18 protein-coding genes are annotated in these 19,782 nt (G+C 74.4%); 10 read left to right on the forward strand and 8 right to left on the reverse strand.

The annotated features are described in order from the left end of the window. The first annotated feature begins 49 nt into the window (after nt 1-49). Together malQ and Q1K26_RS02320 are read left to right on the forward strand one after the other, a co-directional pair. The gene (gene malQ / locus Q1K26_RS02315) at nt 50-1,984 is read left to right on the forward strand and encodes a 4-alpha-glucanotransferase (RefSeq protein ID WP_300007438.1); all 1,935 of its coding nucleotides are present in this window, start codon (nt 50-52) and stop codon (nt 1,982-1,984) included. Nucleotides 1,985-2,073: 89 nt separating this feature from the next. Beyond that, nucleotides 2,074-2,439: a S4 domain-containing protein gene (locus Q1K26_RS02320; RefSeq protein ID WP_300007439.1), complete on the forward strand. Its 366-nt coding sequence runs from the start codon at nt 2,074-2,076 to the stop codon at nt 2,437-2,439. A gap of 114 nt (nt 2,440-2,553) precedes the next feature. Here the strand turns inward: Q1K26_RS02320 and Q1K26_RS02325 are convergent, their stop codons facing one another. Both Q1K26_RS02325 and Q1K26_RS02330 read right to left on the reverse strand, forming a co-directional pair. After that, complete coding sequence (locus tag Q1K26_RS02325) at nt 2,554-3,426, reverse strand: choice-of-anchor P family protein (protein WP_300007440.1); 873 nt, start codon at nt 3,424-3,426, stop codon at nt 2,554-2,556. 15 nt (nt 3,427-3,441) lie between these two features. Next, a complete protein-coding gene (locus Q1K26_RS02330; RefSeq protein ID WP_300007441.1) occupies nt 3,442-4,209 on the reverse strand; it encodes a L,D-transpeptidase in 768 nt (255 codons plus the stop codon). 303 nt (nt 4,210-4,512) lie between these two features. On the opposite strand from Q1K26_RS02330, the gene Q1K26_RS02335 reads away from it, so the two are divergent. After that, complete coding sequence (locus Q1K26_RS02335) at nt 4,513-5,466, forward strand: threo-3-hydroxy-L-aspartate ammonia-lyase (RefSeq protein WP_300007457.1); 954 nt, start codon at nt 4,513-4,515, stop codon at nt 5,464-5,466. Between the two features lies 1 nt (nt 5,467). On the opposite strand, the gene Q1K26_RS02340 is transcribed toward Q1K26_RS02335, so the two are convergent. After that, entirely contained in the window at nt 5,468-6,364 is an 897-nt protein-coding gene (locus tag Q1K26_RS02340) for a L,D-transpeptidase family protein (RefSeq protein WP_300007442.1), read from the reverse strand. Nucleotides 6,365-6,884: 520 nt separating this feature from the next. Beyond that, nucleotides 6,885-8,684, reverse strand: a complete 1,800-nt coding sequence (locus tag Q1K26_RS02345) for an ABC transporter ATP-binding protein (protein WP_300007443.1) — start codon at nt 8,682-8,684, stop codon at nt 6,885-6,887. Nucleotides 8,685-8,763: 79 nt separating this feature from the next. Between Q1K26_RS02345 and Q1K26_RS02350 the strand changes: the two genes are divergently transcribed. Beyond that, nucleotides 8,764-9,180: a MarR family transcriptional regulator gene (locus Q1K26_RS02350; protein WP_300007445.1), complete on the forward strand. Its 417-nt coding sequence runs from the start codon at nt 8,764-8,766 to the stop codon at nt 9,178-9,180. Between the two features lie 148 nt (nt 9,181-9,328). On the opposite strand, the gene Q1K26_RS02355 is transcribed toward Q1K26_RS02350, so the two are convergent. Next, nucleotides 9,329-10,483: an epoxide hydrolase family protein gene (locus Q1K26_RS02355; protein WP_300007446.1), complete on the reverse strand. Its 1,155-nt coding sequence runs from the start codon at nt 10,481-10,483 to the stop codon at nt 9,329-9,331. A gap of 59 nt (nt 10,484-10,542) precedes the next feature. Between Q1K26_RS02355 and Q1K26_RS02360 the strand changes: the two genes are divergently transcribed. The 4 genes from Q1K26_RS02360 to Q1K26_RS02375 all read left to right on the forward strand — a co-directional run bounded on the left by Q1K26_RS02360 (nt 10,543) and on the right by Q1K26_RS02375 (nt 16,946). Continuing rightward, nucleotides 10,543-11,514 carry a WYL domain-containing protein gene (locus Q1K26_RS02360; protein WP_300007447.1) on the forward strand — a complete coding sequence of 324 codons (972 nt, stop codon included), beginning with the start codon at nt 10,543-10,545 and terminating at the stop codon, nt 11,512-11,514. A 157-nt stretch (nt 11,515-11,671) separates the two neighbouring features. Next, on the forward strand, nt 11,672-14,572 hold the full coding sequence (locus tag Q1K26_RS02365) for a LuxR family transcriptional regulator (protein WP_300007448.1): 2,901 nt from the start codon (nt 11,672-11,674) through the stop codon (nt 14,570-14,572). Nucleotides 14,573-14,582: 10 nt separating this feature from the next. Further along, nucleotides 14,583-15,989, forward strand: a complete 1,407-nt coding sequence (locus Q1K26_RS02370) for a hypothetical protein (protein WP_300007449.1) — start codon at nt 14,583-14,585, stop codon at nt 15,987-15,989. A gap of 138 nt (nt 15,990-16,127) precedes the next feature. Next, a complete protein-coding gene (locus Q1K26_RS02375) occupies nt 16,128-16,946 on the forward strand; it encodes an NBR1-Ig-like domain-containing protein (RefSeq protein ID WP_300007450.1) in 819 nt (272 codons plus the stop codon). Nucleotides 16,947-16,956: 10 nt separating this feature from the next. On the opposite strand, the gene Q1K26_RS02380 is transcribed toward Q1K26_RS02375, so the two are convergent. Continuing rightward, the gene (locus tag Q1K26_RS02380) at nt 16,957-17,379 is read right to left on the reverse strand and encodes a hypothetical protein (protein WP_300007451.1); all 423 of its coding nucleotides are present in this window, start codon (nt 17,377-17,379) and stop codon (nt 16,957-16,959) included. 131 nt (nt 17,380-17,510) lie between these two features. Further along, nucleotides 17,511-17,741 carry a DUF1761 domain-containing protein gene (locus Q1K26_RS02385; protein ID WP_300007452.1) on the reverse strand — a complete coding sequence of 77 codons (231 nt, stop codon included), beginning with the start codon at nt 17,739-17,741 and terminating at the stop codon, nt 17,511-17,513. Nucleotides 17,742-17,843: 102 nt separating this feature from the next. Between Q1K26_RS02385 and Q1K26_RS02390 the strand changes: the two genes are divergently transcribed. Continuing rightward, entirely contained in the window at nt 17,844-18,146 is a 303-nt protein-coding gene (locus Q1K26_RS02390; protein WP_300007453.1) for a GNAT family N-acetyltransferase, read from the forward strand. Nucleotides 18,147-18,260: 114 nt separating this feature from the next. On the opposite strand, the gene Q1K26_RS02395 is transcribed toward Q1K26_RS02390, so the two are convergent. Then, the gene (locus tag Q1K26_RS02395; RefSeq protein WP_300007454.1) at nt 18,261-18,848 is read right to left on the reverse strand and encodes an FCD domain-containing protein; all 588 of its coding nucleotides are present in this window, start codon (nt 18,846-18,848) and stop codon (nt 18,261-18,263) included. A 78-nt stretch (nt 18,849-18,926) separates the two neighbouring features. Here Q1K26_RS02395 and Q1K26_RS02400 point away from each other — a divergent pair, with 78 nt between their 5' ends. Then, nucleotides 18,927-19,481 carry a dihydrofolate reductase family protein gene (locus tag Q1K26_RS02400; protein ID WP_300007455.1) on the forward strand — a complete coding sequence of 185 codons (555 nt, stop codon included), beginning with the start codon at nt 18,927-18,929 and terminating at the stop codon, nt 19,479-19,481. Nucleotides 19,482-19,782 lie beyond the last annotated feature (301 nt).

The following is a 19,782-nucleotide window of genomic DNA, read 5'->3' on the forward strand; positions in this document are numbered from 1 at the left end:
CTCGATCACACACCGTGATATGGCGCGGGGTGTCGGGAACGGGGGAAGCGTGGACGACGAACTGGGCGAGCTGGCCGCCGCACACGGCGTCGCGACCGGGTACCGCGACGGGGACCGGCGCCCGGTGACCGTCGACGAGGACGTGGTGGTGCGGGTGCTGGGCCTGCTCGACGTGGACGCGAGCACCCCGCAGGCGCGCCGTGCCGCGCTCGCCGCGGCGCGGGACCGGACGGCCTCCGGGGTGCTGCCGGGCACCGTCGCGACCCGCACCGACCGGGCCCGGGCGCTGCCCGGCCCCGGCGTGCTGGTCGACGAGCACGGCCGCCGCCGGGCCGTCACCGAGATCCCCGCGGGGCTGGAGCCGGGCTGGTACGTCCTGGAGACCGCCGGCCGCGAGGTCACGGTGGTGGTCGCACCGCCGTCGCTGCCCGATCCGGAGCGGTCGTGGGGCTGGATGCTGCAGCTCTACGCGCTGCACTCGCGGAGCTCGTGGGGCATCGGGGATCTCGGCGACCTGCGGGAGTTCACCGCCTGGACCGGCCGGGAGCACGGCGCGGGTGCGGTGCTGCTCAACCCGCTGCACGCGTTCACGCCGGTGCCGCCCGTGCAGCCCTCGCCGTACACGCCCTCCAGCCGCCGGTTCGGCACACCGCTGGCCCTGCGGATCACCGACCTGGACGCCTACCGCGCCGCCGACGCCCGGACCCGCGCGGAGATCGACGCCCTGCGCCCCGAGGGCGGCGACCGCATCGACCACGACCGCGCCTGGGCCGCGAAGCGCTCCGCGCTGGAGCTGCTGTGGCGCTCATCCGGTCGCCCGGGGTGGGCCGGGGCGGACGCGGTCGACGACGACCTGGCGGGCTTCGCCACGTTCTGCGCGCTCGCCGAGCGGTTCGGCGGGCGCTGGAGCCGCTGGCCCGAGCACCTGCGCCGGCCGGGACCGGCGCCCGCCGAGCTGGCGCCGCGCGTGGCGTTCCACGCCTGGGTGCAGGCGCAGGTGCAGTCCCAGCTCGCGGCCGCCCGCGACACCGCCCGCGCGCACGGCGTCCGGATCGTCCACGACCTCGCCGTCGGCTGCGATCCCGAGGGCGCGGACGCCTGGGCCTGGGCGGACATGCTCGCGCTCGGTGTGCGGGTGGGCGCACCGCCGGACGCGTTCTCCCAGCAGGGCCAGGACTGGGGGCTGCCGCCGTGGCGCCCGGACCGGCTCGACGCGACCGGCTACGCCGCCTACCGCGACCTGCTGCGCGCCCAGCTGCGCCAGGCCGACGGACTGCGGATCGACCACGTCGCCGGGCTGTGGCGGCTGTGGTGGGTGCCGCCCGGCGAGTCGGCCGACCGCGGCACCTACGTCCACTACGACGCCGAGGTGATGCTCGCGGTGCTCACGCTGGAGGCGCACCGCGCGGGTGCGCTGGTGATCGGCGAGGACCTGGGCACCGTCGAGCCGGAGGTCACCGAGGGGTTGGCGGAGCGGCACATGCTGGGCTCGTCGGTGCTGTGGTTCACCCGCGACCTCGACGTCGACGGCGAGCCGCTGCTGCCCCCGGCACGGTGGTCGGCGGACTCGGTGGCCACCGTCTCCACCCACGACCTGCCCACCGCGATGGGCTTCCTGCGCGGCGAGCACGTGCGGGCGCGCGCCGAGCTGGGCCTGCTCGACGACGTCGCCGTCGAGGAGCGGCGCGCCGCGGCCGAGCGGGCGGAGCTGGTGGCGCTGCTGGAGGCCGAGGGCTTCGCGGCGCCGGGGGCGGACGACGAGGCGCTGGTCGTCGCCATGCACGCGTTCCTGGCCGCGACCCGTTCCCGGCTCGCGCTGGTCTCGCCGTACGACGTGATCGGGGAGGTGCGCCAGCCGAACCTGCCCGGCACCGTCGACGAGTACCCGAACTGGCGGTTGCCGCTGCCGGTGTCGCTGGAGGAGCTGCGCGGCGACCCGCGGGTGCGGGCCGTCGTGGACGTGATGCGGGCCGGGCGACCCTGACGCCACGAACGGCCCTCCCGTCCACTCGGAGCGCACGAAAGTGCCGTTGGTTGCCACGGCGGTCGCGCGGACCGGGCATCATCGGCGCTGTGGAGTCGACCCGACTGGACCGCTGGCTGTGGGCGGTGCGCCTGACCAAGACCCGTCCCGACGCGGCGGCCGCGTGCCGCGGTGGGCACGTGCGGGTCAACGACCGGCCCGCGAAGCCGGCGACCCCGGTCCAGCCGGGGGACCGGGTGCGGGCCCGGGTGCACGACGTCACGCGGGTGGTGGAGGTGGTCCGGGTGATCCACCGCAGGGTCGGTGCGGCCGACGCCGCCACCTGCTACGTCGACCACACGCCCGCGCCGCCACCGGAGGCGCTGATCCCGGTGGCCCGCCGCGAGCGCGGCGCCGGGCGCCCGACGAAACGCGACCGCCGCATCCTGGACCGGTTCCGCACCGCCGACCCCTGAGCGGCCGCCCGCCGTGATCGGCGACCGTCCGGGAACGGGCGGTGCCCCCAGCCGTCTTCGACTGGGGGCACCGCACGGGCGTCTCCGGGCGCAGCCCCGGACCGGTGGGAGGGATCAGCCGGTCACCGGCAGCGAGGCCTCGACGACGGTCGGGGCCGGGGCGGAGTCGTCGTCGTCCGTCGTGTCCTCGTCCACGGGCTCGTCGTCCGAGTCCTCGTCCTTGTCGAGGTCCTTGTCGACGTCGACGTCCTTGTCGGCGACGGCGCAGGTCGCCGAGCCGATCGTGATGGTCTGCAGCGCCCCGCCGCGGCTCAGGCCCAGCTGCTCCACCACGTCGTTCTCGGTGGCCAGCGTGGTCGGCAGGTCGGCGCCGAGCAGGTCACCCAGCAGGGGCAGGCTGGCCTGGTCCGCGGCGGTGAGCCGCTCGTTGCGCTCGTCGGAGCGGCCGGGCAGCAACGTCAGCTCGAGACCGGTGACCGTCAGCGACCCGTCGGTGTTGCGGACCTGGTCGTTGAGGGTGACCCGGGCCAGCGGCGATCCGTTGATCTCGGTCTCGGGCAGCGGGGTGTCGGGCAGCTTCTGTCCCAGCAGCGTGCCGTTGACGAGCTCGACGCCACCCTCGTCGCCGTCGCAGAACGTGCGGACGACATCGGCGCGCAGCAGCTCGAGCAGTTCGAGGCGCAGGACGCTCGACTCGGCCCTGCCCGCCTCGGCGGCGGAGTTCAGCACACCGACGAAGATGCCCGCGTCCTCGAGCTCGGTGCGCTCGCCGACGGCGAGGACCTCGTCGCGGACGAGCTCGCCGTCGGACTCCACGAACTTCATCGGCTCGATCGGGATCAGGCCGGTCGCGCCGATGGCGTAGGCGGAACCGTAGCCGCCGTTCTCGTCGGCCATCGCCGGAGAGGCACCGAGCAGCAGTGCGGTCACGGCGGTGGCGGCGACGGTGCCCGCGATCCCGACGCCGGCGATCTTCTTGTTCTTCACGTGGCTGATGCCCCTTCAGTCCTGGTCGATCAACACGACGGTGCCGAGCGGCACCTCCGTGAGCTGTTCGAGTGCGTCGGCGGGAACGCGGATGCAGCCGTCGCTGGTCGCGCTGCCGAACACGTCGTCGTCGGGCCACGTGTGGATGGCCACGGTTCCGGGTCCCCCGCCGTAGTTGTCGAGCGTCGGGCTGTGCGACCCGAGCGGGAGGATCACCGGCGAGAAGTCCTGGTCCGGGTCGCTGAACGCGCCGAGCAGGAACGTCCGCCCGGCCGGGGTGGGTGTCTGCGCCTCGCCGACGGCCACCGGCCACTGCTCGACGACCCTCTCGTCGCGGATCAGCTCCAGCGTCCGCGAACCCAGGTGGACCTCGATGCGGTAGTCCGTCACCGCGGAGGTGAGGTCGGCCGAGCGGACCCAGCCGGTGGAACCGGCCGGCTTGGACGGCAGCAGCACCTGCACCCATTCGCCCTGCTCCGCGATCACCGGGAACCAGACGTCACCGAACTGGGTCGGCTCGACCCGCGCGATCGGGGTGCCGCCGGGAGCGTCGTGCACGGGGGTCTCGCGCAGCGGGTGCACGACCGTCCCGTCGGTGGGCGCGTCGGTTGCGGTGTCGACGGGCGCGCCGGTGAGCTCGCCGTAGGTGTCGGCGATCGGCAACGACGCGACGTCGACGGCGGGCGGCTGGTCGGACCCGGCGGTCGCGGCGGTCGACCCGCCGCCGCCGAGACCCACGAAGCCGAACACGACGACCAGCAGCAGGACCACGCCGCCGATCACCCAGGGGATGAACGACGAGGACGTGGACGGGCGCGGTCGGTCCGTGCGGACGGGCGCAGAGTGTTGTGCCATTACCAACCCATCCGGGGCAGCGCGTACGGGGAGCGACTCGCGGAAGAGTGAACGACTACCCCTTCCGGGCGCGGTCCATCGAACATATCGCGGCCCGGAACTCGCGAACGAGGCACCCCACCACGGTGGGTCGTCGCGTGATCGCACTTCGACACGAGCAGCACGGACTGTCAACGACAGTGTGACCGATCGGGTGACGCACGATTCGGGAGAATTTCTCCGGTGAACCCACTGCCCTCCCCCGCCGACGTCCGCGCGGCCGCCGAGCGACTGCGCGGCCACGCCCACCGCACCCCGGTCGCCACCTCCCGCCGGGTCGACGGGGAGACCGGGGCCTGTGTGTTCTTCAAGTGCGAGAACCTGCAGCGGATGGGCGCGTTCAAGTTCCGCGGCGCGTTCACGGCGCTGTCGCGCCTCGCCGACGCCCAGCGCCGCGCCGGAGTCGTCGCGTACTCCTCGGGCAACCACGCACAGGCGGTGGCGCTCGCCGCCCGGATCCTGGACATGCCCGCCACCATCGTGATGCCGCACGACGCCCCACGCAGCAAGGTCGCCGCCACCCTCGGCTACGGCGCCCGGGTCGTCGGCTACGACCGCGTCACCGAGGATCGCGAGCGGATCGGCGCGGCGCTGGCGGCCGAGCACGGTCTCACCCTCGTGCCCCCGTACGACCATCCCGACGTCATCGCCGGGCAGGGCACCGCGGCGCTGGAGCTGTTCGAGGACGTGGACGGGCTCGACGCGCTGTTCGTCTGCCTCGGCGGAGGCGGGCTGCTCGCCGGGTCCGCGCTCGCCGCGGAGGCCGCGGCCCCGACGTGCCGGCTGTTCGGGGTCGAGCCCGCAGCGGGCGACGACGGGCAGCGCTCGTTCCGCAGCGGCGAGATCGTGCACATCCCGACCCCGGACACCATCGCCGACGGCGCGCAGACCCAGCACCTGGGCACGCTGACCTTCCCGATCATCCGCCGCCGCGTCACCGACATCCATACCGTCACCGACGCCGAGCTCGTCGACGCCATGCGGGTGTTCGCGAGCACGCTCAAGATGGTGGTGGAGCCGACCGGCTGCCTCGCCTTCGCGGCGTTGCGCCGGCTCGCGCCGGAGTTCGCCGGGCAGCGCGTGGGCGTGCTGGTCAGCGGCGGCAACGTCGACCTCGACCGCTACGCCACCCTGCTGGCCCGATAGCTCACGCCTCGTCGATCAGCACGAGCGTGCCGACCGGCACCGCGGTGAGCGCTCGCAGCGCGTCGGCGGGCACGCGGATGCATCCATTGCTCGTGGCCGCTCCGAACGTGTCACCGGTGGGCCAGCCGTGGAAGGCGACGGTGCCCGGCCCGCCGCCGAAGCTGTCGAGCGTCGGGCTGTGCGTCCCCAGCGGGAAGAACAGCGGCGAGTAGTCCTGCTCGGCGTTGCGGAAGGCGCCCAGCACGAACGTGCGACCGACCGGCGTCGGGGTGCCCGGGGCGCCCACCCCGACCGACCAGGTGCCGACCGCCGCCCCACCGGAGCGCAGCTCCATCGTGCGCGAGCCGAGGTGGACCTCGATGACGTAGGGCGTCACGGCGCGCTCCACGTCGGCGGCGCGGATCCAGCCGCTCGACCGGGCCGGCCGCGACGGCAGCAGCACCTGCACCCAGCCGTCCCGTTCACCGATCACCGGGAGCCAGGTGTCACCGAACTGCTCGGTGGCCATCGTGGCGATCGGCGTCCCGCCCGGGGCGTCGTGCACCGCGGTGGCGCGGAGCGGGTGGACGACCGTGCCGTCCGTCGCGGCGGTCGGGTCCGGATCGGGCGGGGCGCCGTCGATCGTCGTGAAGGTGGTGCTCGCCGGCAGCCCGGCCGCCTCGGCGGTGGGGGTGTCGGCCGCGGGCTCGGGAGTGGGTGCGGGCTCGAGGGTGGGTGCGGGCTCGGGCGCGGGTACCGGTGTGACCGCCGGTCGAGCGGGCGCGGCGACCGGGCTCGACGCCGGCACCGGCTCGACGGCGGCCTGCACGAGCCACCCGCAGGCCGCCACCAGCACGAACCCGCCGAGTGCCGCGCCCGCGAGGCGCGCGGCCGATGACCTGCGCCGGTGCTCGCCCACGGTCGATCCAACGAGTGCCACCCGAACGGGTGACGCCCGATGACTCCCTGCGGTCAGGAACGCGGGATGATCCTCCCGACCCGCCGATTCCGTGATGTCCCGGGGATCGCGGCACGACGTGCCGGCCGGCCGGGGCCCGGACGGCCCACCTCGGCACCCGGCGTCGCCGTGATCGACGAACGAGAACGAGCAGGTGCGCCCCGGGTTCCGGGGTGGCGATCACCGCACCGCCGGACCGGGCCTCGCCGCGCCCCGGCCGCGCCCCGCCCCGCCCCGCCCCGGAGCGGCCCGGTGATCGCCGGACCGGAACAGGCGACGGTGTGTGCCGCGGTTCCCCGTTCCGAGACGTCGATCATGGCATCGGCCGGCCGGTCCCACGCCGCCCCGCCGCAGGCCGGTCCGACCCGGCCCGCGGCCCGCCGGTCCGACCCGCCCCGCTGCGGCGACGGCCCGGTTCCTGCGGCGGCGACGTCGCGCGTCCCCGGGGCCCCGCGCGCCGCACCGCGCCGCAGGCAGAAGGTCAGGCGGCCAGCGCGGCGTAGCGGCCGTTGCCGGCCACCAGCCCGGCGTGCGTGCCGGACTCGACCACGCGGCCGTGGTCGATCACCGCGATCCGGTCGGCGTCGCGCACCGTCGAGAGGCGGTGGGCGATGGTGATCGTGGTGCGGCCCCGCGACAGGGCGTCGAAGGCGCGCTGCACGGCCCGCTCGGTCTCGGTGTCCAGGGCACTGGTGGCCTCGTCGAGCACGAGGATGCGGGGATCGCGCAGCAGCGTGCGCGCGATGGCGATGCGCTGCTTCTCCCCTCCGGAGAAGCGGTGGCCGCGCGACCCGACCACGGTGTCGTAGCCCTCGGGCAGGCCGGCGATCAGCTCGTGCACCTGCGCGGCGCGCGCGGCGTCCTCGATCTCGGCGTCGGTGGCGTCGGGCTTGGCGTAGCGCAGGTTCTCGCGGACGGTGGTGTGCAGCAGGTAGGTCTCCTGGCTCACCACGCCGACGATCGCGGCGAGGTCGGTCAGCCGCATGTCGCGCAGGTCGACCCCGTCGATGGTGACGCGCCCGGCGTCGGGGTCGTAGAGGCGGGCGGCCAGCGCGGCGAGCGTGCTCTTGCCCGAGCCGGTCTCACCGACCAGCGCGAGCGTCGAGCCGGCCGGGACGTCGAGGCTCACCCCGGCCACCGCGGCGACGTCGCTGCCGGGGTAGGTGAAGGTGACGTCGTCGAAGTGGACGTGGCCCCGCACCCGGGAGACGTCGACGTCGACGGGGTCGGCCGGGTCGTCGACGTCCACGGTGAGGTCGAGGTACTCGAAGATCCGCGCGAACAGCGCCAGCGACGCCACGATGGAGACGCCCACGTTGAGCAGCCCCATCAGCGGCCGGAACAGCCCGGCCTGCAGCGTGGTGAACGCGATCAGCGTCCCGATGGTCATCGCCCCAGCCGTGATCGGCAGGCCCGCACCGAGGTAGATGACGGCCGGGATCGCCGCGAAGATCACGTTCATCGACGCCATCCGCCAGCGCCCGGCGAGCTGGCTGCGCAGCTCCAGGTCGATCAGCCGCGCCGAGGACGCGGTGAAGCGGTCGACCACGGCGGGGCCCGCGCCCATGGTCTTGGAGAGCTGGATGCCGCTGATCGACAGCCCCTCCTCGACCGTGACGTTGAGGTCGGCCAGCTCGCGCTGCTGCTGCGTGGTGATCGCGCGGCGCATCTGTGCGACCCGGCGGGTCAGCCAGATCGCGGGCGGCATGACCACCAGCGAGATGAGCGAGAGCTGCCAGGACAGCACGGCCATGGCGGCCGCGGTGGCGACGGCGGTGGTGAGGTTGGAGGCGACCGAGGTGGCCGTGGAGGTGACGACCGACTGCATGCCACCGATGTCGTTGGTGATGCGCGACTGCACCTCGCCGGTTCGGGTGCGGGTGAAGAACGCGATCGACTGGCGCTGCAGGTGCGCGAACACGTCGGTGCGCAGCCGGTGCATCACCTGCTGGCCGATCTTCGTCGAGATCCAGGTCTGGACCACACCGAGCACCGCGGTGACCGCGGCGACCGCGACCATGCCGGCCGCGAGCCAGGCCAGCAGCGGCACGTTCTGCTGGGGCAGCGCGATATCGATCACCGCGCGGAGCAGGAACGGCGAGGCCAGCGCGACGATCGAGGACGCGACGATGATCGCGACGACGACGGCGACCGAGCTCCGGTAGGGGGTGAACAGACGGCCGATGCGGCGCAGGGAGACCTCGCGCGCCTGCTTCTTCTCGGTGGCGGTGACGGGGGTGCGGCCGGGCTTGTACGGCCGGTGCTGGGGATCGGGCTCCAAGTAGGGCTCCTTCAGGACGGAATATACTGAGGTTACCTCATCATGAGGGAGCAACGTGAGGGCCGGGTACGGTATTCCCGTGCCCGAGGAGCCCGAGGAGTCGCTCGCGGAGGCGTTCTGGGCCGTCACCCGGGAGCTGCGCCACCGCAGCCGCGACGCGCTCGCGCCGTGGGCCGTCACGCCGTCGCAGTCGCGGGCGCTGTGGATACTGCTGCGGCACGGCACGATGCGCCTGCGCGACCTCGCCGAGCACCTGCGCATCGCCCCCCGCTCGGCCACCGAGGTGGTCGACGACCTGGAGGCCCGTGGCCTGGTCGAGCGCGGGCCGGATCCCGAGGACCGGCGCGCCACGCTCGTGCACCTCACCGACCAGGGCCGGGAGATCGGGGCCGCGGTCCGGGCCGCCCGGAGCGCGGACGCCGAGGGCTTCTTCGGCCGGCTCAGCGACGCCGACCGCGCCGACCTGGCCCGCATCCTGCGCACGCTGCGCCGGTAGGGCCGGTAGGCCGGGCAGGTCAGCCGGTCCTGTCGGTGCCGCCGGGCACCGGCCGGACCACGACAACATGGGGGCGGACGACCCCGCGTACTGGCCGCGCCACCGCGAGCGGCTGGAGCGGGCGGCCCGCCGCAGGCCCCGGGCCTGCCTACCGGCCCCGCGGCCCGGCCGCACGGAGACCGGCGAAGAACGTCCGCAGGTCGGCGGTCACGTCGTCGGGCACCTCCATGCTCGCGAAGTGCCCGCCGCGGGGGAACTCGCTCCACTGCACGATGGCGCTGTTGTCCCGCTGCGCGAAGTTGCGGATCGTCCGGAAGTCGTCGGCGAACACGGCCACCCCGGTCGGTGCCGCGTTCACCGCGGGCTCCGCCGCGGCCCGCGCGTCCTCCAGGTACGACCGCGCCGCCGTCGCCGAGGTGTTGGTGAGCCAGTAGAGCGTCACCTGGGTGAGCACCTGGTCGCGGGTGAGCAGGCTGGTGCCGTTGCCGAAGGACTCGAACAGCTCGGAGTAGGCGAGCTGGCCCACCGGGGAGTCGGAGAGCCCGGCGGCCACGGTCTGCGGGCGCGAGGCGTTCATCGTGTTGTACCCGCCCACCGACTGGAACCACTGCATGTGCTCCAGCCCCGCGTGGTCGGCGGGGGTCAGCCCCTCGAACTCGGCCGGGTCCCCGGACGGGAAGGAGAACAGCTGCAGCACGTGCAGGCCCAGGAAGCCGGGCGGGTCGAGCAGGCCCAGCTCGCGGGCGATGATCGCGCCCTTGTCGCTGCCGTGCACGCCGTAGCTCGCGTAGCCCAGCCGCCGCATGAGGGTGTCGAACGCCCGCGCGGTGCGTGCGGAGGTCCAACCGGCGTCGGCGAGCGGCACGCTGAACCCGAACCCGGGGATCGACGGCACCACGACGGAGAACGCGTCCTCCGCCCGGCCGCCGTGGGCGACGGGGTCGGTCAGCGGGCCGATCATGTCGAGGAAGTCGATGAACGAGCCCGGGTAGGTGTGCACCAGCAGCAGCGGCGTCGCGTCCGGCTCGGCCGACGGCACGTGCACGAAGTGGACGTCCTGGCCGTCGATCCCGGTGATGTGGTGCGGGAAGGCGTTCATCCGCGCCTCCTGGGCGCGCCAGTCGAAACCGGACCGCCAGTGCTCCACGGTCTCGCTCAGGTAGTGGTTCGGCACGCCGTGGTCCCAGCCGTCGCCGGGCGCCGGGCGCGGCAGGCGGGTGCGGGCGAGCCGGTCGAGCAGGTCGTCGAGGTCGGCCTGCGGGATGTCGATGCGGAAGGGGCGAATGGTCTGCGTCTCGGTCATGGGAGCACGGTAGGAACGAAACAGGAACACTTCGTTCCGGTTCGTGCGACGATTCTCGCGTGCACCAGACCACCTCGCGGGTACTCGCGCTGCTGGCCCTGCTGCAGGTCCGCCCGCACTGGACCGGCCCCGAGCTCGCCGGGCGCCTCGGCGTCAGCGACCGCACGATCCGCAAGGACATCGACCGGCTCCGCGAGCTCGGCTATCCCGTCGACGGTGTCCGTGGCACCGCCGGGCACTACAAGCTGGGGGCGGGCGGGAAGCTGCCGCCGCTGCTGCTCGACGACGACGAGGCCGTCGCCATCGCGGTCGGGCTGCGCGGCGCCACCGGGATCGCCGGCATCGAGGAGAGCAGCGCGCGGGCGCTGGAGAAGCTCGACCACGTGCTCCCCCACCGGCTCCGCCGCCAGGTCGGTGCGATCCACTCCACCACCACCCGCGCCCCGGACAACACCGACACCAACGTCGAGGACCCCGTGGTGGACGCGGCGGTGCTCACCGCGATCGCGAGCGCGATCCGCGACGGCGAGTACCTGCGCGTCGACCGCACCGAGCCCGAGCACGACGGCGCGCCGCCGCTGCTCGTCGAGCCCTACCGGCTCGTCAGCTGGGTGCGGCACTGGTACCTCGTCGCCCGCGAGCCGGACTCGGGCACCTGGCGCACGTTCCGCGTGGACCGGATCGGCCTGCGGATGCCCACCCACCGCCGCTTCGCTCCGTCGCCGCTGCCGGGCGGCGACTACACGAGCTTCGTGCTCCGCGACGTCGCGTCCACGGGGTGGGCGGTGCACGCCCGGATCACCGTGTTCGCGGCCGCGGAAGAGGTGCTCGCGCGGATCAACCCGACCGTCGGCGTGGTCGAGTCGGTCGACGCGACGACGTCGGTGCTGGTCACCGGCGCCGACAGCCTGGAGGTCGTCGCCGTCTACGTCGGCATGCTCGGCCTCGACTTCCGCGTCACCGAGCCACCGGCGCTGGTGGAGCACCTGCGGGTACTCGCGCAGCGCTACGCGGCGGCGGTCGGCGGCTGACGCTGGGATTCGGCCCGTCCGGACGGCACAATCTCCGCACCGGCGGTCGACCCCGTTCCGGGCCGGACGAGTGGGACCGTCGTACGCAAGGTTCGTACGGGAGTCCCACTCGTCGGGTCCCAGGTGCGGCCGTGGCCCGCGGCAGAGAGGGGGACCGGTGACCGGACGGGTGCGGGCCGCCCTGGTCGGCCGCGACGTCGAGTGGCGCGAGCTCGACGGGGCGCTCCAGCGCAGCGTCGCAGGCGGGTTCGGCTGCGTCCTGCTGGTCGGTGACCCGGGGGTGGGCAAGACCCGGCTCGCCGGGCAGTTCGTCGCCGAGCAGGGCGACGCGCTCGCCGTCCTGACCGCGCGCGCCTACCACCTCGGCTCCACCACGGCGTTCGGTGTGTGGGCCGAGGCGCTCGACGGCGCGCTGCGGGCCCGGCCCCGCGAGGAGGTCCGGCGGTTGTGCGCGGGCATCGAGCCCGAGCTGGCCGGGCTGCTGCGCAGCGTGGCCACGCTCGGCGATCGGGGGGACCGGGCGCCGCGGGTCGAGCCGCCGCGGACCCGGTTGCTCGACGCACTGGCCGTGCTGCTGCGGGCGCTGGCCGCGCAACGGCCGGTGGTGCTCGTCGTCGACGACCTGCACCTGGCCGACTCGTCGTCGCTGGAGGCTCTGCACTACCTGGCCCACCACTGCGCCGACCAGCCGGTGCTGGTGATCGGGACCGCGCGGCCGGTGGAGCTGGCCGAGCACGGGGTGGCCGTCGAGGTGCTGGTGCGGCTGGAACAGGACGGCCTCGCGCGCCGGCTCGCGGTCGGACCGCTGGAGCAGTCGGCACTGGGCGAGCTGGCGGCGTCGGTGCTCGGCGACCCGCCGCCCGAGACGCTGGTCACCTGGCTCGCCGACCGCACCCGCGGCAACCCGCTGGACGCCATCGGCCTGCTGCACGCGTTGGTCGAGGAGGGCGCCGACCTGCACCGGCCCGCCCTGCGCCGGCTGCCCGAGGCGCTGTCGGACCGCGTCGCGCTGCGGCTGCGCGGGCTCGATGCCGTCGCCGGCACGATCGTGGAACTGCTGTCGGTGATCGGGCGCCGGGCCGACCTGCGCAGCCTGGTCGCGCTGTCCGGGCGCCCGCCCGCCGAGCTGGTCGCCGGGATCGAGCACCTGGTGCGGGCCCGGCTGGTCGGCGAGGACGACCGCGGCTCCGACGTCACGGTCGAGATCTCCCACCCGCTCGTCGCCGATGCGGTCTACCAGCGGATGTCCGCGGCCCGGCGGCACCTGCTGCACCGGGAGGTCGGGCGGGTGCTGCGGTCGATGGGACGCCTGGGCGAGGCGGCCGGGCACTTCGCCCGCTCGGCGGGCCCCGGCGACGACGAGGCGGTGACGGTGCTGCGCACGGCCGTGCACGCCGCCGAGCGGGCGGGCGCGTTCCAGGAGGCGCTCACCGTGCTCGGCGCGCTGGTGCCGCTGCTGCCGGCGGGCGACCCCCGCTGGGTCGAGGTGGTGGACGCGCTGTCGTGGGACGCGCAGTGGGTGGTCGACCACCGCGCCGACAACCACGCGGCGAAGGGCGTGCCGGCGCTGCGGGCGATGGACGCCGCGCTCGCCGCGCTCGACGACCCGGGTCGTCGAGCCCCGGTGAAACTGCGGCTGGCGACCTTCCTCGGGTGGGGCGACGGTGACGTCGCCGAGGCCGCGCAGATCTGCGCGGAGGCGCGCGACCTGTTCGCCCGGGCCGGCGACCGACGCGGCGCCCTGCTCGCCGCGCACGAGCTGGCCTGGCTGCACGGCGTCACGGGCGACGTCGCCGGTCTCGACACCGAGGCCCGGGCGGTGGCGGAGGAGGCCACCCGGTGCGGCGACGCCGTGGTGCGCAGCCGTGCGGTGCGCACCCTGGGCCAGGTGGCGCTGTGGCGGTGCCGCCCGGCCGAGGCGCAGGCGGCGTTCGACGAGCTGGCCGCGACGTCGGGAGGGGATCCGAACCTGCTGTTCCTGGCCGCGGCCGGGCGGGCGATGACCGCGATCAGTGCGGACCGCGTCGAGGAGGGCCTGACCGCCCTCGACGCCATCACGGCAGCGGCGCCGGGCAACGCGGCCGACTACGACGCGATGTTCAGCCTCCACGCCGGCCTGATCACCCGAGCGCTCGCGGTCGCCCGCGACGTCTCCGGCATCGGGCCGATGCCCGCCACCCGACGGGTGGGTCTCGGGCTCGGCGGGGCGGCGATGGCCGCGGTCGAGGCCGGTCGCTTCGCCGACGCCCGCCGCTGGTCGGGGCGGCTGCGGGCGCTCGGCTGGGGCCTGCACACCAGGTTCGCCGACCACGTCGACGCGCTCCTCGCCTGGCGCGACGGCCGACCCGACGACGCGTGCGCGCTCCTGCGCCGCGTCGCCGCGGCGACGGTGGCCGGCGACCATCTGGTGGCGGCCGTCGCGGCGCTGGGTGATCTCGCCGAGATCGCCGCCCGGTCCGGCACGCCCGAACCGGCCGCCGCGGACGCGCTGGCGCAGATCGCCGGCCGCACCGGCCTCGGGTCGCACCGCGCGCTCGCCGACCTGGCCGCAGCGTGGTGCACTCGTGACGGGGACCTCGCCCGGGTGGCCGCCGACACCCTCACCGACCGGCCCCTGCTCCGCGGCCGCGCGCTCGTCCTCGTCGCCCGCAGCACCGGTGAGCGGGACCAGGCGGTCGAGGCGCTCACCGAGGCCGCGGCCCTGTTCGAGGGCTGCGGCGCGGTGCTGCGCCGGACCGGGGCACTCGACGAGCTGGCCGCGCTGGGCACCCGCGGCAAACGGGCGGCCGCGGCGGCCCTGGGCCCGTCGTCACTGACGGCCCGCGAACGCGAGGTGGCCCAGCTCGCCGTCGACGGGCTCTCCGCCCGCGAGATCGGCGCCGCCCTGTTCATCGGCGAGCGCACCGTGGAGGGGCACCTCGCGCGGGCGTACGCGCGGCTGGGGGTGCGGTCGAAGCTGGAGCTCACCCGGCGGGCCGCGGAGCTGGGGCTGCGTACTCCTGGAACACGTACCTCAGCACGTACCAGTACGCCAGACCCGCAGCGCGCCGGTTCGTAGCGTCCCGGACATGAACAACGCCGCCATGACCGAGACCCCCACGACCGAGACCACCTACCAGCAGCTCCGGCAGCGGCACATCGCCCATGCCGCCACCCTGCTCCCCCCGATGCTCGACCGCCTCACCTGGCCCGCGGACCGCCTCGCCGAGCACCGCACGACCGAGCTGCGCCGGCTGCTGCGGGTGGCCCGCGAGACCTCGCCGTGGCACCGCGAGCGGCTGGCCGGCGTCGACGTCGACACCGTCGACGAGTCCGACCTGACCGGCATCCCGGTGATGACCAAGGACGACCTGATGGCGCACTTCGACGACGTCGTCACCGACGAGCGCCTGCGGCTCGACGTCGTCGAGGACCACCTGGCCGCCCTGACCTCCGACGCCTACCTGTTCGACCGCTACCACGCCGCCGCCTCCGGCAGCTCGTCCGGGACGCGCGGCGTGTTCGTCTACGACTGGGACGACTGGGCCACGGCCATCTGGACGTTCCAGCGGCACGGGATCCGCGGCGCGCAGTCCCGCCCGGCCGCGGAGCAGGTGATGTCGGTGGTGGTGGTCGGCGCGGCCGTGCCGACGCACATGTCCAGCTCCCTCCCGCAGACCTTCAGCATGCAGGATGCGGTGAGCAAGCAGATCCCGGTCACCCGCCCGACCGCGGAGATCGTCGAGGGGCTCAACGAGGCGCAGCCCACGGTGCTCGTGGGCTATCCGTCCGCGCTGCACGTGCTCGCCGCCGAGGCCCGCGCGGGTCGGCTGCGGATCTCCCCACAGGTGATCTCGTCGACGTCCGAGACGCTGCTGCCGGAGATCCGTGCGGTCCTGGCGGAGACGTTCGGGGCGCCGGTGGTCAACGGCTACGGCGCGTCGGAGGCCGCCGCGATCGCCATCGGCTGCGGGGTCGGACCCTGGCTGCATCTGTCGGACGACCTGGTGATCGTCGAGCCGGTCGACGTCGCGGGCCGCCCGGTGCCGCCCGGCACGCGCGCCGACAAGGTGTACCTGACCAACCTGTTCAACCACACCCTCCCGCTGATCCGCTACGAGCTGACCGACCAGATCGAGCTGCTCGTCGACGATGCACCGTGCCCGTGCGGCTGCACCCACCGCCGCATCGCCGACCCCTACGGCCGCCTGGACGACACGTTCACCTACGGCCCGATCGCGGTGCACCCGCACCTGTTCCGCGCACCGCTCTCGCAGCGGGCGGAGATCGTCGAGTACCAGGTCCGGCAGACCCCGGCCGGGGCCACGGTCGTGGCCGCGGCCACCGGGCCCTTCGACACCGCCGCCCTCGCCGCGGACATCACCGCCGGGCTGGCCCGGGTCGGGGTCCCGGATCCCCGGGTGGACGTCGAGGTGACCGACCGGCTGCCGCGCCCGGCGTCGGGCAAGCTCCAGCGTTTCGCCCCACTCGCCTGATCCCGCTTGCTCGCTACCGACGCGGCTGGTGTTCCGGGGGACGCGAGCGTCCGGGCGTCACGGTTGCGGACAGCGGGACGATCCTCGGCGCGTAGAGACCGCCCGTGTGGGTGTCCGGTCCTGTGCTACACAGCCCGAATGGACGACTCCGCGCCCGTCGCCCCGCCCGGGAAGCGGGGCCGGCGCCAGGCGGTCCCGGACCCGGCGACGGGCCCGGTCGCCCGGTTCGCGCACGACCTCGCCACCCTCAAGATCGAGGCCGGTGATCCTTCCTACGACCGGATGCGCGCGGAGTTCGGGGCCGCGGCGTCGAAGTCGGCGCTGTCCGCCGCGGCCCGCGGTCACGAGCTCCCCTCCTGGGAGACCACCTGGGAGTTCGTGCGCAGCCTCACGCCGGCCGGGTCCGATCTCGACCGGGTCCGGGAGCTCTGGCGCGCTCGGTGGGAGGCGGCCCGGGCCGGTGCCACCCGCCGCGACGCTCCGCCACCGCCCGTGGAGCGCTCCGCCCGCCGCATCATGGCGGTCGGGCTGGTCCTCGGCGCGACGGTGGGCGGCCTGCTGTGGCTGCTTGTCGCCGCCGCGAGCGCTCCACCGGCGCCTCCGATCGAGGGCGACGCAGCGGCCTTCGTCGCCGACGTCACGATCCCGGACGGGAGCGTCGTGCCCGGGGGCGAGCCGTTCGTCAAGACCTGGGAGATCCGCAACACCGGGGCGGTGCCGTGGACCGGCCGGCACCTCGAACGGCTGCCCGGTGGTGCCGGGACGGCCTGCCGCACCCCCGACCGGGTCCCGGTGCCCCCGACGGCACCGGGTGAGGCGGTCCGGGTGAGCGTCACCGTCGACGCCCCACCCGGCCCGGCGACGTGCACGGTCCACTGGAAGATGGTCGACGGCGACGGGCGGGTGTACTTCCCGAAGTCCCGGCCGCTGTTCTTCGAGGTGACGGTGGCCGGCTGAGAGCCCGCCGCTAGCGGTGGATGCCGACGCACGCGCCGGGACGCTCCACGCCGTTCTCGGTGATCGACCCACAGACGCGGCCCGTCGGGTAGTCGCGACCGGGGTGGATCGTGAAGTCCTCCGCCGTCCGCGTCCCGCTGTACAGGCGGGACCGGTGCTGTTCGACCTGTCGGTTGTGCACGTCGAAGAAGGTGATCCGCAGGACGACGTTGTTGAGGCCACCCGCCGGGGCCACGAAGTCGACCCGCGCACTCTCGACGTTCAGGCCGCTGCCCCGCACGGCGATGCACAGCTGGTTGGGTCCGATGCCCCGGATCCGGTAGTCGCCGATCGCCGTGCAGCCCGAGCTCGAGGCATGCGCGACGGTGGGTGCCAGCAGGGTCGCCGCCAGCGCAGCCGCGGTGAGGCCGGTCGCGGCCAGGCTCCTGATCATGTCGTCCTCCGGTCGTCGTCAGTGGTGACCGGGACGCTATGAGCCCGACCGGAGTCGTGGTGCGGATCAATGACCAGCGATCTGACCAGGGACGACGACTGGTCGGCCATGGTCGACCGGTCATTGCCGAATCATGGCCGGAGCGCGACGACGACGGCGATCACGACGATCTTGAGCAGCCAGTCGCCCGCGTGGCTGGCGGCGAGCCGCGGCGGCACTCGCTCGTGGAACACCGAGCCGGCGAGCAGGACCAACGGGAACCCCACCCACAGGACGAGCGCGAACAGCAGCGCCGGACCCAGCGCGTCGAGGCCGAGTCCCCGGGCGATCGACGCCACGCACGCGGGCGCCGTCGCGCGCATCGCCACCCACCGCTCCCAGGAGCGGTTCGTCGCCCGAGTGGAGGCGTCGTTCTGGCACGCGGGTTCCCCGAGCCCCACGACGGCGCGCCACTGGTGCCGTGGATGCGCATGATCACCGCCGACGGCGAGCCCGCGGGGTTCGTGATGCTCGCCGAGCCGACGCCCTCCTCGCCCGAGCCCTACCTGTGGCGGCTGTTGCTCGACCGCCGCCACCAGCGACGCGGCATCGGCGCCCGCGTCATCGAGCAGCTGGGCGCGGAGTTGCACGGACAGGGCCACGACACGCTCACGACCAGCTGGGCGGAGGGCCCGGGCGGGCCCGAGCCCTTATACCGCGGCCTCGGGTTCGTCCCCACCGGGGAGATCGACAACGGCGAGACCGTGGCAGCCCTGAAGCTGAGATGAGCAGACGGGCGAGTCCGGGCTCGCGCGCTCGACGGCGTTGTGCGCGCCGCCGGCGGCGCGCAGACGGCCGTCCGGTGTGCGAGACGCCACCGGGCGCGCGGGGCCGCGCCGCACTCACGCGTGCTCCATCACCAGCACCCGCCAGGCCGGGTCGGCCGGCCGCCGGGTTTCCGCGGCTCCCGCGCCGCGGCCGGGTCCAGGCAGGCACTCGATCACGGCGAGGGCCTGCTCCGCGACGCTCGTTGTCCGGCCCCCGCCGCGGGGAAGGATCGCCTCCCGGAGATCAGCGGGGCGGCCAGCCCGGTGCCGCCCTGCCGCATCAACGACACGTGCAGCTCGATCAGTCGCGCGGTGGCCTCGGCGATCTACGCCTTGGTGACGCGCCGCGCGAGCCCCACCGTCGCGCGACTCGATCGCGTCCACGACCCAGCGGAGCTTCACGACGGTGGCCGCCAGCTCGTCCGCGGTACGCGGTGCACCCCGGCGCAGCTGACCCGGCTCGGCCTGCAGCTCGATCTCCTGCCGTGTGAGCCGCACGGACTGGGCGGTGGCCGCCACCTCGAAGCAGAGGCGACTCTCGATCTGCCGCTGCTCGGTGCCCTCGCCCGCAGCGGCGAGCCGCCCCAGGATCTCGCGCAGCCGGGCGATCTCCGACGAGGTGGCCCGCTCGGCCGACAGCCGCGCTACCGTGCCGCCGACCATGCCCAGGTTCTCCTGACCGATCGCTGCGCGTTTCCCACCCGCAGATGAGTTCTGGAGGGTCGGGGGGTCTACTCCCCCATGGGCACTCTGAGCTACACGATGAGCATCTCCCTCGACGGCTACATCGAGGACCGGTCCGGCGGCATCGCCTTCTCCGACCCGGACGAGGAGTGGCACCGCTTCGCCAACGAGCAGACCCGCGAGACGGCGGTGTTCCTGTTCGGCCGCGGCCTCTACGAGGTCATGGAGGACTTCTGGACGGCGCCGGAGCGGGCCGACGGGCCCGAGGTGGAGGCCGAGTTCGCCCGGTTGTACGCCGCGGTACCGCGGATCGTGTTCTCCGACTCGCTGGAGTCGGTCGCGCCCGGGTGCCGGTTGGTCCGCCGCGCCGACGCGATCGACGAGGTCGTCCGGCTCAAGGAAGAGACCGACGGCGACCTGGGCGTCGGCGGCGCCGGTCTGGCCGCGTCGCTGCTGGACCTGATCGACGAGTTCCGGCCGAGTGTGGTGCCGACGTTCCTCGGCGGCGGCAAACCGTACTTCCCGCTCGGCGCCGACCTGCGGCTGCGGCTGGTCGAGCAACGCGCCTTTCGCGGCGGCACCGTGTACCTGCGCTACGAGCGGATCCGCTGAGCGGTCGCGGTTGCCGGCGGCGTCCACGAAGATTTCAGGCGGCGTGGTGGGTGGGTGGTCTGCGTCGTGGGGTCTGGTCCTGGTCGATCCAGCGGGGTGGGACGAACTCCGGGAGCCCGTCGCGGATCCGTACGACCCATTCCGAGTGGTGCAGCAGCCGATGGTGAGTCGGCGGCGGGAATCTCACCCGCCGCCGCTCGTAGAACCGTGCTTGACACTCTCGTGTCACACGGCTCCCGTTACCGAACCACTCGGCAGCGCACCATGCCGCCAATGCGCGAAGATTCCCGGTTGATCTGCG

Origin of the sequence: Pseudonocardia sp. (assembly GCF_029263155.1) — a bacterium.
Taxonomy (GTDB): Bacteria; Actinomycetota; Actinomycetes; order Mycobacteriales; family Pseudonocardiaceae; genus Pseudonocardia.